The organism is Kitasatospora sp. NPDC048407, from assembly GCF_043200475.1.
In the GTDB taxonomy this organism is placed as follows: Bacteria; Actinomycetota; Actinomycetes; order Streptomycetales; family Streptomycetaceae; genus Kitasatospora.
Genome location: NZ_JBICXW010000011.1, coordinates 88507 through 105725, shown reverse-complemented (window position 1 = coordinate 105725; position 17219 = coordinate 88507). Strand labels below are relative to the sequence as shown.

The window sequence follows — 17219 nt, the reverse complement described above, 5'->3', positions numbered from 1 at the left end:
ACACCCAGCCGTACCCGGACGTGGAGGGCACGGAGCCGGTCGGGGGAGACACCCCCGACCAGCCCGTCAACCCGCTGCGGGACCCTGCCGACCGCCGGCTCCCGAGGATCGCCGGCCCGTCCGGCCTGGTGATCTTCGGCGTCACCGGTGACCTGTCGCGCAAGAAGCTGATGCCGGCCGTCTACGACCTCGCCAACCGCGGCCTGCTGCCGCCGGGCTTCTCGCTGATCGGCTTCGCCCGGCGCGAGTGGGCCGACGAGGACTTCGCGCAGGTGGTGCACGACGCCGTCAAGGAGCACGCGCGCACCCCCTTCCGCGAGGAGGTCTGGCAGCAGCTCGCCAAGGGCATGCGCTTCGTCCAGGGCGACTTCGGCGACGACGACGCCTTCGCCACCCTGCGCCGCACCATCGAGGAACTCGACCAGGCGCAGGGCACCAGCGGCAACTTCGCGTTCTACCTGTCGGTGCCGCCGAAGTTCTTCCCCACCGTGGTCCAGCAGCTGAAGAAGCACGGCCTGACCGACCCGGCGCCGGGTTCCTGGCGGCGCGCGGTCATCGAGAAGCCGTTCGGCCACAACCTGGAGAGCGCCCAGGAGCTGAACCGGATCGTCCACGAGGTCTTCCCGCGTGACGAGGTCTTCCGGATCGACCACTACCTGGGCAAGGAGACCGTCCAGAACATCCTGGCGCTGCGTTTCGCCAACCAGATGTTCGAGCCGATCTGGAACCGGTCGTACGTCGACCACGTGCAGATCACCATGGCCGAGGACATCGGCATCGGCGGCCGCGCCGGCTACTACGACGGCATCGGCTCGGCCCGGGACGTCATCCAGAACCACCTGCTCCAGCTGATGGCGCTGACCGCCATCGAGGAGCCGGCGTCCTTCCACCCGAAGGCGCTGGTCGCCGAGAAGCTGAAGGTGCTCAGCGCCGTCAAGCTCCCCGCCGACCTGGGCAAGCACACCGTGCGCGGCCAGTACACCTCCGGCTGGCAGGGCGGCGAGGAGGTGCGCGGCTACCTGGACGAGGACGGCATCAACCCCGAGTCCAAGACCGACACCTACGCGGCCATCAAGCTGGAGATCAACAACCGGCGCTGGGCGGGCGTGCCGTTCTACCTGCGCACCGGCAAGCGGCTGGGCCGCCGGGTCACCGAGATCGCGGTGGTCTTCCAGCGTGCCCCCTACCTGCCGTTCGACTCCTACGCCACCGAGGAGCTCGGCCAGAACGCCCTGGTGATCCGCGTCCAGCCGGACGAGGGTGTCACCGTGCGCTTCGGCTCGAAGGTCCCCGGCACCGCGCTGGAGGTCCGGGACGTCACCATGGACTTCGCGTACGGCGAATCGTTCACCGAGTCCAGCCCCGAGGCGTACGAGCGCCTCATCCTGGACGTCCTGCTGGGCGACGCCAACCTCTTCCCGCGGCACCAGGAGGTCGAACTGTCCTGGCAGATCCTCGACCCGATCGAGCAGTACTGGGACGCCAACGGCAAGCCCGCGGAGTACCCGGCCGGCACCTGGGGCCCGGTCGAGGCGGACGAGATGCTCGCACGAGACGGCAGGAGCTGGCGCCGGCCATGAAGATCGACCTGACGAACACCACGTCGAGCAGGATCAACGCTGCCCTGATGGACGCCCGCCGGGCCAGCGGTTCGACCGCCGCCGGCATGGTGCTGACCCTGGTCATCGTGACCGACGAGGGCAGCGCCTACGACGCCCTGAAGGCCGCCAACGACGCCTCCCGCGAGCACCCCTCGCGGACCCTGGCCGTCATCAAGCGGGCCGGCCGCTCGCCCCGCGCCCGGGCCGAGACCCGGCTGGACGCGGAGATCCTGGTCGGCAGCGACGCCGGCAGCGGCGAGACCGTCATCCTGCGCATGCACGGCGAACTCGCCTCGCACGCCCAGTCCGTGGTGCTGCCGCTGCTGCTGCCCGACGCCCCCGTGGTGGTCTGGTGGCCGGACAACGCGCCGCTCAACCCCGCCCAGGACCCGCTGGGCGCGCTCGCCCAGCGCCGGATCACCGACGCGGTGACCGCCGAGTCGCCGGTCGGCCAGCTCGCCCAGCGGGCCGCCGGCTACACCCCCGGCGACACCGACCTGGCGTGGACCCGGATCACCGGCTGGCGCTCGATGCTGGCCGCCGCGCTCGACCAGCGCGACGTCACCATCACCGCCGCGGTGGTCGAGGGCGAGTCGTACAACCCCAGCGTCGAACTGCTCGGCCTGTGGCTGCACAACCGCCTGCGGGTGCCGGTCGAACGGGTCGTCACCGGCGGCCCCGGCATCACCTCCGTCACGCTGCGCACCAAGGACGGCAACATCGTCCTGGACCGCCCCGACGGCCTGCTCGGCACCCTGTCGATGCCCGGCGCGCCCGACCGCATGGTCGCGCTCAAGCGCCGCGACACCGCCGAACTGATCGCCGAGGAACTGCGCCGCCTCGACCCCGACGACATCTACGCCACCGCCGTCCGCACCCCCGTGGACCGGCTGCGCGAGCGGATCGCCGGAGTCGAGCACGCGGGCCCCGGCGGCACCGTCGAGGGACAGGTCGCCGAGCCCAGGGCCGACGAGCCCGAGGAGCCCGCCGCCAACGGCAAGAAGGCCGCCACCCGCAAGCGGAGCGCCCAGTGAGCACCGAGACGGTTCTGGTCCACCGCGACCCGGCGGTGCTGGCCGAGGCGGTCGCCGCCCGGCTGATCACCACCGTGGTCGACGCGCAGGCCGCCCACGGCTCCGCCCACGTGGTGCTCACCGGCGGCCGCAACGGCAACGCCCTTCTCGCCGCGCTCGCCGCCCACCCGGCGCGCGACGCGGTGAACTGGGCGCAGGTCGAGCTGTGGTGGGGCGACGAGCGCTACCTGCCGGCCGGCGACCCGGAACGCAACGCCGTACAGGCCGCCGCGTTCCTGGACGCCGTCCGGCCGCTCGGCGCCCGGGTGCACGAGATGCCCGCCGACGACGGCTCCTCCGCCGAGGACGCCGCCGCCCGGTACGCCGCCGAACTCCGCGCGGCTGCCCCCAACGGCGCGGACCTGCCGGTCTTCGACGTCCTGCTGCTCGGCGTCGGCCCGGACGCGCACGTCGCCTCGCTGTTCCCCGGCCACCCCGGGGTCAAGCAGACCGAGGGCACCGTGATCGCCGTCCACGACTCCCCCAAGCCGCCCCCCACCCGCATCTCCCTCACCCTCCCCGCGCTCCGCACCGCCCACCAGGTCTGGCTCCTCGCCGCCGGCCCCGACAAGGCCGACGCCGTAGCCCTGGCCCGCACCACCCCCACCCCCGAAACCGCCCCCGCCGGCGCCGTCACCGGAACCGCCCGAACCCTCTGGTTCCTCGACACCACCGCCGCCGGCAAGCTCCACTGACGCCCCCTCACCCCCGCGCCCCGTCAGGGACTCGAAGAAACCGCGCTCAACCCCCGCGCCCCGCCAGGGGCGCGGGGAACTGCGCGAAGGGGAACGCCACGAACGCGAAAGCCGCCCACCCGGAGAACTCCCCAGGTGGGCGGCTTTCGCGTTGCCGTACGGCTCAGATCTCGCCACGCAGCTTGGCCAGCGCCTCAGCGAGAATCGCCTCGCCGTCCGCGTCCGTCCGACGCTCCCGCACGTACGCGAGGTGGGTCTTGTAGGGCTCGTTGCGGGCCGGGGCGGGCGGGTTGTGCTCGTCCTGGCCGGCCGGGAACCCGCAGCGGGGGCAGTCCCAGGTGTCCGGGATGGCCGCCTCCGCGGCGAAACTGGGGCGCGTCTCATGCTTGTTGGCGCACCAGAAAGAGATCCGGTTGCGGGGGGCGGACTCGCCGCGCTCCGCTTCTCCCATCGGGCCGGCACCGACTCTGCTGCCTCGGATCGCGTTGCCACTTGCCACGGTCTGACTCCCCTGCGTGCTGGTGCCGTCCGGCCGCGGCTGGGCGGACGGTGGCGAAGTCGTCCTAGTGTAAGCGGCGGTTAAGGCTGTGCCACCATCGCCGCCGACTTCACGTCAGTTGTCGGTGTCAGCTGCTCTTCAGCAGCAGGCCGAGCACGATGATGCAGGCGAACCAGGCCAGGCCGATCACGACGGTGATGCGGTCGAGGTTGCGCTCGGCCACCGCGGAGCCGCCACCGGTGGACATCGCGCCGCCGCCGAACATGTCGGACAGGCCGCCGCCCTTGCCCTTGTGCAGCAGGACCAGCATGATCATCAGCACACTGAGAATGATCAGAGCAATCTCGAACCCGAGAACCACGACGGGACCAACTCTCTCGAATCTTCGGCGAAGGGGCCGGGCCCGCTCCACGCGGTCCGGCCCCAAAGCCTACGTTGCTGCGGCGGCGTTAGCCTACTGCCTGGTCACGGTACCGCACGATCTTGACGAACTCCTCGGCGTCCAGCGAGGCGCCGCCGATCAGTCCGCCATCGATGTCGGGCTTGGCCATCAGGCCGGCCGCCGACGAGGACTTCACCGAACCGCCGTACAGGACGCGGACCTTGTCGGCCAGCTCGGTGCCGTACAGCTCGCCGAGCCGGGCCCGGATCGCGCCGCACACCTCCTGCGCGTCCTCGGGCGTGGCAACCTCGCCGGTGCCGATCGCCCAGACCGGCTCGTACGCGACCACGATGCTCTCCGCGTCGCCGGCCGGAACGCCGTCCAGCGCGCCGTCCAGCTGCGCGAGGGTGTACGCGACGTGGGTGCCGGCCTTGCGGATCTCCAGCGGCTCGCCGATGCACAGGATCGGGGTGACCCCGCTGCGGTAGGCGGCCTTCACCTTGGCGTTGACGATCTCTTCGTTCTCGCCGTGGTACTGGCGGCGCTCGGAGTGGCCGATCACCGCGTAGGTGCACTTCAGCTTCGCCAGCATCGGGCCGGACACCTCACCGGTGTAGGCGCCGCCGTCGTGCTGCGAGATGTCCTGCGAGCCGTACTTGAGCTTCAGCTTGTCGCCGTCGACCAGGGTCTGCACGGAGCGCAGGTCGGTGAACGGCACCAGGACGGCGACCTCGACGGCCTTGTAGTCCTTGTCGGCCAGCGAGAACGCCAGCTTCTGGGTGTGCTGGATGGCCTCGAGGTGGTCGAGGTTCATCTTCCAGTTGCCCGCCATCAGCGGGAGACGCTCAGTCATTGTTCTCTCAGTCCTCCAGGGCGGCGAGACCGGGGAGGGTCTTGCCCTCCAGGTACTCGAGGCTCGCGCCACCGCCGGTCGAGATGTGTCCGAACTTCGCCTCGTCGAACCCGAGGGTGCGCACCGCTGCCGCCGAGTCGCCGCCGCCGACCACCGTGAACGCCTCGGAGTCGATCAGCGCCTGGGCCACGGCCCGGGTGCCGTCCGCGAACGCCGGGTGCTCGAACACGCCCATCGGGCCGTTCCAGAACACGGTCTTCGCGTCGGCGATCTTCTCCGCGAACAGCTGCGCGGTCTTCGGGCCGATGTCCAGGCCCAGCGCGCCGTCCGGGATGGCGTCCACGTCGACCACCGCGAAGTCGTCCACCGGGGCACCGGTCTTGACGTCCGGGAACGAGCCGGACACCGCGGTGTCCAGCGGGATCACGAACTCCACGCCCTGCTCGGCGCCGCGCTTCAGGTAGTCCTGGACGACCGGGATCTGGTCCTCCTGGAGCAGCGAGTTGCCGACGCCGTGGCCCTGGGCGGCGATGAAGGTGTACATCATGCCGCCGCCGATCAGGATCCGGTCGGCCTTGCCGAGCAGGTTCTCGATCACGCCGACCTTGTCGGAGACCTTGGAGCCGCCGAGCACCACCACGTACGGGCGGGCCACGTCCTCGGTGAGGCGCTTGAGCACGCCCACCTCGGTGGCGATCAGGTCGCCGACGGCGTGCGGCAGGCGGGCCGGCAGGTCGTAGACGGAGGCGTGCTTGCGGTGCACCGCACCGAAGCCGTCGCCGACGTACAGGTCCGCCAGGGCGGCCAGCCGGTCGGCGAACGCGCCGCGCTCGGCGTCGTCCTTGGAGGTCTCGCCGGCGTTGAAGCGCAGGTTCTCCAGCAGCGTGACCTCGCCGTCGCCGAGTGCGGCGACGGTGGCCTTCGCGCTGTCCCCGACCGTATCGGTGGCGAAGCTCACCGGGCGGCCGAGGATCTCGCCGAGGCGGACCGCCACCGGCGCGAGAGAGAACTTCGGGTCCGGCTCGCCCTTCGGGCGGCCCAGGTGCGAGGCGACGACCACCCGGGCGCCGCGCTCGACGAGCTTGGCGATGGTCGGCGCGACGGCGCGGATCCGGCCGTCGTCGGTGATGGTGTCACCGGACAGCGGCACGTTGAGGTCGGCGCGGACGAACACCCGCTTGCCCGAGACCTCCAGGTCTTCGATCGTCTTCACGGTCTTGCTCCTCGATGGATGGATCGGCAGGCGGCGACACGGGGCAGCGAGTCACCGGGATGGGTAGGACGGACGAGGTGGGCGCAGCGGCAGGGCCCGGTCGGCGGTGACAGCCGTCCGGGCCCTGCCCCTTACGTCACGTCAGCTACCGCTGGGAGTCAGAGCTGCTCGCCGATGATGGCGACCAGGTCGACGAGGCGGTTCGAGTAGCCGAACTCGTTGTCGTACCAGCCGAGCACCTTGACCTGGTTCCCCTGAACCATCGTCAGTTGGGAGTCGAAGATGCAGGAGTGCGGGTCGTTCACGATGTCCGAGGACACGATCGGGTCTTCGGTGTACGCCAGGATGCCCTTCAGCGAGCCCTCCTGGGCGGCCTTCTGGAACGCGGCGTTGACCTCGTCCTTGGTGACCTCGCGCTCCAGGGTGACCACCAGGTCGGTGATGGAGCCGGTCGGGACCGGGACGCGCAGCGAGGTGCCGTCCAGCTTGCCCTTCAGCTGCGGCAGCACCAGGGCGGTGGCCTTGGCGGCGCCGGTCGAGGTCGGAATGATGTTCTGCGAGGCGGCGCGGGCGCGGCGCAGGTCCCGGTGCGGGAAGTCCAGGGTGACCTGGTCGTTGGTGAAGGCGTGCACGGTGGTCATCAGACCCTTGACGATGCCGAAGTTCTCGTCCAGCACCTTCGCCATCGGCGCCACGCAGTTGGTGGTGCAGGAGGCGTTCGAGATGATGTGGTGCGCGGCGGCGTCGTACTTGCCGTCGTTGACGCCCAGCACGATGGTGATGTCCTCGCCGGAGGCGGGCGCCGAGATGACGACCTTCTTCGCACCGGCCGCCAGGTGCTTCTTCGCACCCTCGGCCTTGGTGAAGATACCGGTGGACTCGACGACGATGTCGGCGCCCAGCGCGGCCCAGGGGAGGTTGGCCGGGTCACGCTCGGCGGTGACCTTGAAGGTGTGGCCGTCGACGGTGATGCTGTCCTCGGTGTGCGAGACCTCACCGGGGAAGGTACCGAGGGTGGTGTCGTACTTGAGCAGGTGAGCGAGCGTCTTGGTGTCCGTCAGGTCGTTGACACCGACGATCTCGATGTCCGCGCCCTGGGCCTTGACCGCACGGAAGAAGTTGCGGCCGATGCGGCCGAACCCGTTGATGCCTACCCGGATCGTCACGAACCGATCTCCTCTTAGGTACGCCGGGCCGGAGCCCGACGGGGGTGAAATTTTGGGTTTTCCCCGACCACTGCTGACCCTACCTCTCCCAAGTGTGGCAAGGCACATCGCCTCACCGGTAGGCCGCAAGGGCCCAGATGGCCGAAAGGGGCGTGCGGGCTTGTCCGCGGCAGATGCCGCGTCATGCTCCGCACGCCCCTCCGGGGTTGCGTTCCGGGAGGCTGATGACCCGTCAGTTCAGGGCCATTTCCTCCGTCAGGTTGGCCTCGGTGTTGGGCAGGCCGAGTTCGGCGGCGCGCTTGTCGGCCATCGCCAGCAGGCGACGGATCCGGCCTGCGACCGCGTCCTTGGTCAGCGGCGGGTCGGCGAGCGCGCCGAGCTCCTCCAGCGAGGCCTGCTTGTGCTGCATGCGCAGCGCGCCGGCCGCCGCCAGGTGCTCGGGCACCTCCTCGCCGAGGATCTCCAGGGCGCGGGCCACCCGGGCGCCGGCCGCGACCGCGGCGCGGGCCGAGCGGCGGAGGTTGGCGTCGTCGAAGTTGGCCAGCCGGTTGGCGGTGGCGCGCACCTCGCGGCGCATCCGGCGCTCCTCCCAGGCCAGCACGGACTCGTGCGCGCCGAGGCGGGTGAGCAGCGCGCCGATCGCGTCGCCGTCGCGGATCACCACCCGGTCGACGCCGCGCACCTCGCGGGCCTTGGCCGGGATGCCGAGCCGGCGGGCCGCGCCGACCAGGGCGAGCGCCGCCTCCGAGCCGGGGCAGGTGATCTCCAGGGAGGAGGAGCGGCCGGGCTCGGTGAGCGAGCCGTGCGCCAGGAACGCGCCGCGCCAGGCGGCCTCCGCGTCGCAGGTCGCGCCGGAGACCACCGCCGGGGGCAGGCCCCGGATCGGTCGTCCGCGTCCGTCCACCAGCCCGGTCTGCCGGGCCAGCAGCTCGCCGTCCTTCACCACCCGCACCACGTACCGGCTGCCGCGACGCAGCCCGCCGGGGGCCATCACCACCAGATCCGAGGAGTGTCCGAAGATCTCCAGGAGGTCCTTGCGCAGCCGCCGTGCCGCAATGCCGGTGTCCAGCTCCGCCTCGATCACGATGCGGCCGCTCACAATGTGCAGTCCGCCCGCAAAACGCAGGATCGCCGAGACCTCCGCCTTGCGGCAGCAGGCACGGGTGACGGGAAGCCGGGAGATCTCGTCTTTCACCGCTGCCGTCATCGCCATGGGCCGATCCTTCCATGAGTCCGGAAAATCCGGTCGTACGCCGCGGCCAAGAGCTCCGGGTCGTGTCGCGGGGTGCCGTCGGCGCGGGCCACCTGGTCGAGCACCAGTGCGGCGCCCATCCGTTTCGCGGCCTGCTCCAGGCCCGTCAGGTCGGCGAGCCCGAAAGCTCCTCCGCTGACGGCCCGCTCATCCACCAGGATCGCATCCACCGCGAGGTCCGGAGCGTGGTCGGCGATCACCTCCAGGTGGCGCTGCGGGGTGAAGCCCTCGGTCTCGCCGGGCTGCGGCGCCAGGTTGAGGGTCAGCAGGCGGCGGGCCCGGGTCTCGACGAGGGCCTTCGCCAGGTCCGGCACCAGCAGGTGCGGCAGCACGCTGGTGAACCAGGAGCCGGGGCCGAGCACCACCCAGTCCGCCTCCCGTACGGCCTGCACGGCCTCGGGGACGGCGGGGGGCTCGTCCGGGAGCAGCCGGATCGACAGCACCGTGCCCGGCGTCACCGCCACCGCGGCCTGGCCGCGCACCGCCGAGACCTCGCCCGGCTTCAGCGGGTCGTGGCCGCGCACCTGCGCCTCGATGTCCAGCGGCACGGCGGACATCGGCAGTACCCGGCCCTGCACGTTCAGCAGCCGGCCCACCCAGTTCAGCGCCTCCACCGGGTCGCCGAGCTTCTCCCAGAGCGCCACGATCAGCAGGTTGCCGACCGCGTGGCCGCCGAGCTCGCCGTTGCCGGTGAAGCGCTGCTGGATCACCTCGGACCAGGTGCGGCCCCAGTCGTCGTCCCCGCACAGCGCGGCCAGCGCCTTGCGCAGGTCGCCGGGCGGCAGCACGCCGAGCTCGGCGCGCAGCCGCCCGCTGGAGCCGCCGTCGTCGGCGACGGTGACCACGGCGGTCAGCTCGGTGGTCAGCCGGCGCAGCGCGGACAGCGACGCGGACAGGCCCTGGCCGCCGCCCAGCGCGGCGATGCGCGGGGCCCCGGGGCGGGGCCCCGGGGCGGCCCGCTCGGCAGGTCTGGTCCGGATCTGCTGCCGTGCTGGCACGTATCCCGTCACGCCGACCCCATGTTCCTGTCTCGTGCTCGGCCGGGGCGGCGGTTACGGGGGGTTCCCGGCCGCTACTCCCGGCCCATGTCCCGGTGGACCAGCACCGTCTCGACCCCGTCCGCGATCAGACGCTTCGTCAGCTGCTCGGACATCGCGACGCTGCGGTGCTTGCCTCCGGTGCAGCCTACGGCAAGCGTCATGTAGCGCTTCCCCTCGCGGCGGTAACCCTCGGTGATGATCCGCAGCAGCTCGGTGTAGCCGTCCAGGAACGGCTGCGCGCCGGGCTGCTGGAACACGTACTCTGCCACGTCCGGATCGGTTCCGGTACGGGCCCGCAGCTCCGGGACCCAGTGCGGGTTCGGCAGGAAGCGGCAGTCCACCACCAGGTCGGCGTCGACCGGCAGGCCGTACTTGAAGCCGAACGACATCACGGTGGCGCGCAGCTCCGGCTCGTCCTGGCCGGCGAACTGGGCGTCCATCTTGGCGCGCAGCTGGTGCACGTTGAGGTTCGAGGTGTCGACCACCAGGTCGGCCTCGCCGCGCAGTTCGCGCAGCAGCTCGCGTTCGCGGGCGATGCCGTCGACGATCCGGCCGTCGGCCTGCAGCGGGTGCGGGCGGCGCACCGACTCGAAGCGGCGCACCAGGGCGTCGTCGGAGGAGTCCAGGAACACCACCCGCAGGCGGACGCCGCGCTTCTCCAGCTCCTCCAGCGAGGTCAGCAGGTCGTCGAAGAAGGTGCGGCCGCGCACGTCGACCACCACGCCGATCCGCGGTACCGCGCCCTGCGAGCGGGCCCCCAGGTCGACCATGGTGGGAATCAGCGCCGGCGGCAGGTTGTCGACCACGAACCAGCCGAGGTCCTCCAGGCACTTGGCGGCCGTGGAACGGCCCGCCCCGGACATGCCGGAGATGATCACCAGCTCGGGGGTGCTCTCTCCCCCGTTGGACACAGTCACGTCTCTTCCCCGCTTCTCGGTACTGCTGTGGCGGTGCTGTCTTCGATGATCTCGCCGGTCGCGGTGTTGACCGCGAATGCGGCAGGTGTACGGGAGGCCAAGGCTGTGGCAACAGTCTCGGCGGTCCGGCGCCCGATCCCGGGGACTTCGCACAGCTCGTCGATGGTGGCCGCGCGAAGCTTCTTCAGCGAACCGAAGTGCTTCAGCAGGGCCCGGCGGCGAGTCTCTCCGAGCCCGGGAACGGAGTCCAGTTCCCCCGCCGTGAGCCGCTTGGCCCGCTTCGAGCGCTGATAGGTGATGGCGAACCGGTGCGCCTCGTCGCGCACCCGCTGCAGCAGGTACAGGCCCTCGCTGGAGCGCGGCAGCACCACCGGGTCGTCCTGGCCGGGCAGCCACACCTCCTCCAGCCGCTTCGCCAGGCCGCACACCGCGACATCGTCTATGCCGAGCTCGTCCAACGCCCGCTTGGCGGCGGCGACCTGGGGCTGTCCGCCGTCGACCACCAGCAGCTGCGGGGGGTAGGCGAAGCGCTTGGGGCGGCCGCTCTCGTCGGTGAGCGACTCCTCACTACCGGCGGGTTCCTCCGGGACGGCCCACTCGCCGGTCTCCTCGCGCTCCTGGAGGTAGCGGCGGAACCGGCGGGTGATCACCTCGTGCATCGAGCGGACGTCGTCCTGGCCCTCGAAGCTCTTGATCTGGAACCGGCGGTACTCGCTCTTGCGCACCAGGCCGTCCTCGAACACCACCATGGACGCCACCACGTCCTCGCCCTGCAGGTGCGAGATGTCGAAGCACTCGATCCGCAGCGGCGCCGAGTCCAGCTCCAGCGCCTCGGCGATCTCCTGCAGCGCCCGGCTGCGGGTGGTCAGATCGGAGGCGCGCTTGGTCTTGTGCAGCGCCAGCGCCTGCTGGGCGTTGCGCTGCACCGTCTCCATCAGGTCCTTCTTGTCGCCGCGCTGCGGCACCCGCAGGTCGACCTGGGCGCCTCGCAGGCCGGACAGCCACTCGTGCACGGCCTCGTCCGGCACCGCCGGGACGAGCACCTCGCGCGGCACCTGCTCGGTGCCCGCGCCGTACAGCTGCTGCAGCGCGTGCTCGACCAGGCCGGCCGTGTCCACGTCCTCGACCTTGTCGGTCACCCAGCCGCGCTGGCCGCGCACCCGGCCGCCGCGGACGTGGAAGATCTGTACGGCGGCTTCGAGTTCGTCCTGGGCGACCGCCAGCAGGTCCGCGTCGGTGCCGTCGCCGAGCACCACCGCGTTCTTCTCCATCGCGCGGCGCAGCGCCCCCAGGTCGTCGCGCAGCCGGGCCGCCTTCTCGTACTCCATGTCGGCGGCGGCCTCCTGCATCTGCGCCTCCAGGCGGCGCAGATAGTTGCCCGTCCGGCCGGCCATGAAGTCGCAGAACTCCTCGGCGAGTTCGCGGTGCTCATCCGCGCTCACCCGGCCCACGCAGGGCGCCGCGCACTTGCCGATGTAGCCCAACAGGCAGGGGCGGCCGACCTGTTGGGCGCGCTTGAACACGCCGTTGGAGCACGTCCGGACCGGGAACACCCGCAGCATCAGGTCGACCGTCTCGCGGATCGCCCACGCGTGCCCGTACGGGCCGAAGTAGCGCACGCCCTTCTTGTGCGCCCCGCGCATCACCTGGACCCGCGGGAACTCCTCGTTCAGGGTGACCGCCAGCTCCGGGTAGCTCTTGTCGTCCCGGTACTTGACGTTGAACCGCGGGTCGAACTCCTTGATCCAGGAGTACTCCAGCTGCAGCGCCTCGACCTCGGTGGACACCACCGTCCACTCCACCGACGCCGCGGTGGTGACCATCGTCGCGGTGCGCGGGTGCAGGTTCGCGACGTCCTGGAAGTACGAGGACAGCCGCTGGCGCAGGTTCTTCGCCTTGCCGACGTAGATGACCCGGCCGTGCGCGTCACGGAACTTGTACACCCCGGGCGAAAGCGGGATCGCCCCCGGAGCCGGACGGTAGGTGGACGGGTCAGCCATGCCCCTACCGTACCGACTGACGCCGACACCTCGGAGCGGGAAGTTACTTGGTGACCTGGAGTTGACCGTTCTGCACCGCGACCTTGTACTCCGGCAGCGGCTTCGGCGCCGGGCCGTCCAGCACCGCGCCGTCGGTGATCGCGAAACGGCTGCCGTGGCACAGGCACTGGATCTGCTCCTTGGCCACGCCGTTGACCAGGCACCCGGCGTGCGTGCACTTCGCGCTGAACGCCTTGTACTCGCCCGCGGCCGGCTGCGTCACGACGACGGCCTGCTCGCGGTACACCTTGCCGCCGCCGACGGGGACGTCGGAGGCCGCGCCGAGGTCGACGGGGCCGGAGGAGGCTTCGGTCTTGTTGTCCTTGGACGAGGAGCAGCCCGCGGCCGTGGTACCGGCCAGCGCAACGGCTGCGCAGCAGAGGACGGTTCGGCGGGAAGCGACGGGCTCGGACATGAGGAACTCCTCGGTGCGGGGAAGGGCGCCAGCAACGTAGCACGCACAACGCGGGCCGCCCGGGGAGCCTGGTGCTCTCCGCGGGCGGCCCGCGTTGACGTTCGCCTCGCGCTTCGCGCAGTTCCCCGCGCCCCTGGCGGGGCGCGGGGGTTGGGGAGGGAACTACTTCTTCTTGCGCTTCACGGGCATCGCATCGGAGACACCCGGCAGGATGTCCCGGAGGAACTTGCCGGTGTGGCTGATCGTCGAGGCGGCGACTTCTTCCGGGGTGCCTTCGATGACCACGCCGCCGCCGCCGGCGCCGCCCTCGGGGCCCATGTCGACCAGCCAGTCGGCGGTCTTGATGACGTCGAGGTTGTGCTCGATGACGATGACGGTGTTGCCCTTGTCGACCAGGCCCTCCAGGACCTTGATCAGCTTGCTGATGTCCTCGAAGTGCAGGCCGGTGGTGGGCTCGTCGAGGACGTAGACCGTCCGGCCGGTGGAGCGCTTCTGGAGTTCGGCGGAGAGCTTGACGCGCTGGGCCTCGCCGCCGGAGAGGGTGGTGGCGGGCTGGCCGAGGCGGACGTAGCCGAGGCCGACCTCCTTGAGGGTGCGCAGGTGGCGGGCGATCGCGGGGACGGCCTCGAAGAAGTCGAGGCCCTCCTCGATCGGCATGTCCAGCACCTCGGCGATGGACTTGCCCTTGTAGTGGACCTCCAGCGTCTCCCGGTTGTAGCGGGCGCCGTGGCAGACCTCGCAGGGGACGTAGACGTCCGGCAGGAAGTTCATCTCGATCTTGATGGTGCCGTCGCCGGAGCAGTTTTCGCAGCGGCCGCCCTTGACGTTGAACGAGAACCGGCCGGGCAGGTAGCCGCGGACCTTGGCCTCCTGGGTCTCCGCGAACAGCCGCCGGACGTGGTCGAAGACGCCGGTGTAGGTGGCCGGGTTGGAGCGCGGGGTGCGGCCGATCGGCGACTGGTCGACGTGCACCACCTTGTCGACCAGGTCGGTGCCGGTGATCCGGGTGTGCCGGCCCGGGACGCTGCGGGCGCCGTTCAGCTCGCGGGCCAGGTGCGAGTAGAGGATGTCGTTGACCAGCGTCGACTTGCCGGAGCCGGAGACGCCCGTGACCGCCGTGAAGGTGCCCAGCGGGAAGGCGACCGTGACGTCCTTCAGGTTGTGCTCGCGGGCGCCGTGCACCACGAGCTGGCGCTTCTTGTCGCGCGGGCGGCGGGCGGCCGGGATCGGGATGCTGCGCTTGCCCGCCAGGTACTGGCCGGTGAGCGACTCGGGGTTCTTCAGCAGGTCCTTGAGCGAGCCGGAGTGCACCACCTTGCCGCCGTGCTCGCCGGCGCCGGGGCCGATGTCGACGATCCAGTCGGCGGTCTTGATGGTGTCCTCGTCGTGCTCGACGACGATCAGGGTGTTGCCGATGTCCCGCAGCCGGACCAGGGTCTCGATCAGGCGGTGGTTGTCGCGCTGGTGCAGGCCGATGGACGGCTCGTCCAGCACGTACAGCACGCCGACCAGGCCGGAGCCGATCTGGGTGGCCAGCCGGATGCGCTGGGCCTCGCCGCCGGAGAGGGTGCCGGCGGCGCGGTTCAGCGACAGGTAGTCGAGGCCGACGTCGACCAGGAAGCGCAGCCGCTCCAGGACCTCCTTGAGGACCCGCTCGGCGATCTTCTTGTCGCGGGCGTCGAGGCGGAGGGCGCCGAGGAAGTCCGCGCAGTCGCTGATCGACATGGCGGAGACCTCGGCGATGGACCTGTCCATCACGGTGACCGCGAGGACCACCGGCTTGAGCCGGGTGCCCTTGCAGGTCGGGCAGGGCACCTCGCGCATGTAGCCCTCGAAGCGCTCGCGGCTGGAGTCGCTCTCCGACTCGGAGTGCCGCCGCGTCACGAACGGGACGGCGCCCTCGAACGCGGTGGTGTAGGAGCGCTCGCGGCCGTACCGGTTGCGGTAGCGCACCTCGACCTGAGTCTTGTGCCCGTACATCAGGGCCTTGCGGGCGCGGGCGGGCAGCCCGGCCCACGGGATGTCGGTGCGGAAGCCGAGCTCGCCGGCCAGCGCGTTGACCAGCCGCTGGAAGTACTCCTTGGTGGCGCCCTGCGACCACGGGTGGATGGCGCCCTCGTCGAGCGACTTCTCCGGGTCGGGGACCAGCAGCTCCGGGTCGACCTCCATCCGGTTGCCCAGGCCCGAGCAGTCCGGGCAGGCGCCGAACGGGGAGTTGAAGGAGAACGACCGCGGCTCCAACTCCTCGAAGGAGACGTCGTCGTAGGGGCAGTAGAGGTGCTCCGAGAACATCTTCTCGCGCTCGGGGTCGTCCTCCGGGAGGTCGACGAAGTCGAGCACCACCATGCCGCCGGCCAGCTTGAGGGCCGTCTCCACCGAGTCGGTGAGGCGGCGCTTGGCGCTGGATTTCACGGTGAGGCGGTCGACGACCACCTCGATGGTGTGCTTCTCCTGCTTCTTGAGCGTCGGCGGCTCGGTCAGCTGGACGGTCTGGCCGTCCACCCGGGCCCGGGCGTAGCCCTTGGACTGCAGGTCGGCGAAGAGGTCGACGAACTCGCCCTTGCGCTCCCGGACCACCGGGCTGAGCACCTGGAACCGGGTGCCCTCGGCCAGCGACAGCACCTTGTCGACGATGGCCTGCGGCGACTGCCGGGCGATCGGGCGGCCGCAGTGCGGGCAGTGCGGCTTGCCGATCCGGGCGAACAGCAGGCGCAGGTAGTCGTACACCTCGGTGATGGTGCCGACGGTGGAGCGCGGGTTCCGGCTGGTGGACTTCTGGTCGATCGAGACGGCCGGGGAGAGACCCTCGATGAAGTCGACGTCCGGCTTGTCCATCTGCCCGAGGAACTGCCGGGCGTACGAGGACAGCGACTCGACGTATCGCCGCTGGCCCTCGGCGAAGATCGTGTCGAAGGCGAGCGAGGACTTGCCGGACCCGGAGAGGCCCGTGAAGACGATGAGGGAATCCCGGGGCAGGTCGAGCGAGACGTTCTTGAGGTTGTGCTCGCGTGCACCGCGGACGACGAGGCGGTCTGCCACAGCTACTGGCGCCTTTCTCCGGGTCGAAATGTGTGAGGTCTGCTTCTTCCAGGATGCGCCCGCCAGCGTACTAGCTCATCTGTTCGAATCTCGAACCGTCCAGCGGGGTCCACCCGTACGAGTGAACGGCACCCGCGCCCGACGGTAGCGTCAACGACTGACAACCGCCCCCGGCAACGGCCCGGGGCGGTCGAGTACCGCCCGGAACCGCTCCACCCGACCGTCGAAAGGCACCGCCCGATGAGCGACGCGACCACCGCAGCCGAGCAGCTGCGGGCTACTGTCGAGAGCACCGCCGAACTGCTGCACACGCTGTCCGAGCTGAAGCCCGAGGAGGTGTTCGAACCGTCCTCGCTGCCCGGCTGGACCCGCGGCCACGTACTGGCCCACATCGCCCGCAACGCCGACTCGCTGGTCAACCTGCTGGACGGCGCCCGCACCGGCCAGGACATCCCCCAGTACGCCAGCTCGGCCGCCCGGGACGCCGGCATCGAGGCCGGCGCGGGCCGGCCGCTGGAGGTGCAGCTGGCCGACGTCCGCGACAGCCAGCAGCGCTTCGTGGACGCCGCCCGGCAGCTCGCGCCCGAGCACTGGCAGGCCACGGTCCGCCACCGGGCCGGCTACACCTTCCCGGCCTGGCAGCTGCCCGGGAAGCGGCTGGCCGAACTGGAGTACCACCACGTCGACCTGAACGCGGGCTACACCCCGGCGCACTGGCCCGAGCAGTTCGCGATCGCCGAGTTCCGGCGCCTGGGCACCCACTTCGGCGCCCTGGACGGCCTCCCGGTGGTCCGGCTGATCGCCGAGGACGCCGCGACGGAGGCCCGGCTCGGCGGCGCGGGCGAGCCGGAGCTGACCGTCGAGGGCCCGGTGCGGGCGCTCACCGGCTGGCTGTCGGGCCGCTCCGACGGCGACGGCCTGCAGGTCCACCGCGCCGGCCACCTGGTCGACGCGCGCAGCTCGCTGCCCGAGCTCCCCCCGATGGGATGATGGTGCCGATTGACGGGGAACCCCAGCAGCAGCGAGGAGCGACGT

General features: G+C 71.1%; 15 protein-coding genes. 4 read left to right on the top strand and 11 right to left on the bottom strand.

Annotated elements, in window-relative coordinates; genetic code table 11:
* The first annotated feature begins 20 nt into the window (after positions 1-20).
* Genes zwf through pgl form a run of 3 tightly spaced genes read left to right on the top strand, consistent with a single transcriptional unit; the run spans position 21 to position 3369 of the window.
* Positions 21-1580, top strand: a complete 1560-nt coding sequence (gene zwf / locus ACGFWJ_RS21185; protein ID WP_387646672.1) for a glucose-6-phosphate dehydrogenase — start codon at positions 21-23, stop codon at positions 1578-1580.
* A complete protein-coding gene (gene opcA / locus ACGFWJ_RS21180; protein ID WP_392951749.1) occupies positions 1577-2635 on the top strand; it encodes a glucose-6-phosphate dehydrogenase assembly protein OpcA in 1059 nt (352 codons plus the stop codon). The genes zwf and opcA overlap by 4 nt, the downstream gene beginning before the upstream one ends.
* Positions 2632-3369, top strand: coding sequence for a 6-phosphogluconolactonase (gene pgl / locus ACGFWJ_RS21175; protein ID WP_392951746.1), 738 nt, complete (start codon positions 2632-2634; stop codon positions 3367-3369). The genes opcA and pgl overlap by 4 nt, the downstream gene beginning before the upstream one ends.
* A gap of 163 nt (positions 3370-3532) precedes the next feature.
* On the opposite strand, the gene ACGFWJ_RS21170 is transcribed toward pgl, so the two are convergent.
* From ACGFWJ_RS21170 to uvrA, 11 genes are all read right to left on the bottom strand, one after another.
* On the bottom strand, positions 3533-3868 hold the full coding sequence (locus ACGFWJ_RS21170) for an RNA polymerase-binding protein RbpA (protein WP_073814874.1): 336 nt from the start codon (positions 3866-3868) through the stop codon (positions 3533-3535).
* 127 nt (positions 3869-3995) lie between these two features.
* Positions 3996-4229, bottom strand: coding sequence for a preprotein translocase subunit SecG (secG, locus tag ACGFWJ_RS21165; RefSeq protein ID WP_392951742.1), 234 nt, complete (start codon positions 4227-4229; stop codon positions 3996-3998).
* 88 nt (positions 4230-4317) lie between these two features.
* The gene (gene tpiA, locus ACGFWJ_RS21160; RefSeq protein ID WP_387862754.1) at positions 4318-5103 is read right to left on the bottom strand and encodes a triose-phosphate isomerase; all 786 of its coding nucleotides are present in this window, start codon (positions 5101-5103) and stop codon (positions 4318-4320) included.
* A 7-nt stretch (positions 5104-5110) separates the two neighbouring features.
* Positions 5111-6316 (bottom strand): phosphoglycerate kinase, encoded by a 1206-nt coding sequence (locus ACGFWJ_RS21155; protein ID WP_392951739.1) that lies wholly within the window; start codon positions 6314-6316, stop codon positions 5111-5113.
* A 158-nt stretch (positions 6317-6474) separates the two neighbouring features.
* Positions 6475-7482 (bottom strand): type I glyceraldehyde-3-phosphate dehydrogenase, encoded by a 1008-nt coding sequence (gap, locus tag ACGFWJ_RS21150; protein ID WP_392951737.1) that lies wholly within the window; start codon positions 7480-7482, stop codon positions 6475-6477.
* A gap of 232 nt (positions 7483-7714) precedes the next feature.
* A complete protein-coding gene (whiA, locus tag ACGFWJ_RS21145) occupies positions 7715-8695 on the bottom strand; it encodes a DNA-binding protein WhiA (RefSeq protein ID WP_043910002.1) in 981 nt (326 codons plus the stop codon).
* On the bottom strand, positions 8686-9744 hold the full coding sequence (yvcK, locus tag ACGFWJ_RS21140) for a uridine diphosphate-N-acetylglucosamine-binding protein YvcK (RefSeq protein ID WP_392951733.1): 1059 nt from the start codon (positions 9742-9744) through the stop codon (positions 8686-8688). Before yvcK ends, whiA begins: the two co-directional genes overlap by 10 nt.
* A 62-nt stretch (positions 9745-9806) precedes the next feature.
* Positions 9807-10685: an RNase adapter RapZ gene (rapZ, locus tag ACGFWJ_RS21135; protein ID WP_052509189.1), complete on the bottom strand. Its 879-nt coding sequence runs from the start codon at positions 10683-10685 to the stop codon at positions 9807-9809.
* Between the two features lie 2 nt (positions 10686-10687).
* Entirely contained in the window at positions 10688-12691 is a 2004-nt protein-coding gene (gene uvrC / locus ACGFWJ_RS21130) for an excinuclease ABC subunit UvrC (RefSeq protein ID WP_392951730.1), read from the bottom strand.
* 43 nt (positions 12692-12734) lie between these two features.
* Positions 12735-13145: a Rieske (2Fe-2S) protein gene (locus ACGFWJ_RS21125; RefSeq protein ID WP_392951727.1), complete on the bottom strand. Its 411-nt coding sequence runs from the start codon at positions 13143-13145 to the stop codon at positions 12735-12737.
* A 162-nt stretch (positions 13146-13307) separates the two neighbouring features.
* On the bottom strand, positions 13308-16184 hold the full coding sequence (uvrA, locus tag ACGFWJ_RS21120) for an excinuclease ABC subunit UvrA (RefSeq protein ID WP_392951725.1): 2877 nt from the start codon (positions 16182-16184) through the stop codon (positions 13308-13310).
* 240 nt (positions 16185-16424) lie between these two features.
* Between uvrA and ACGFWJ_RS21115 the strand changes: the two genes are divergently transcribed.
* Entirely contained in the window at positions 16425-17174 is a 750-nt protein-coding gene (locus ACGFWJ_RS21115; protein WP_392951722.1) for a maleylpyruvate isomerase family mycothiol-dependent enzyme, read from the top strand.
* The last annotated feature ends 45 nt before the right edge of the window (positions 17175-17219 follow it).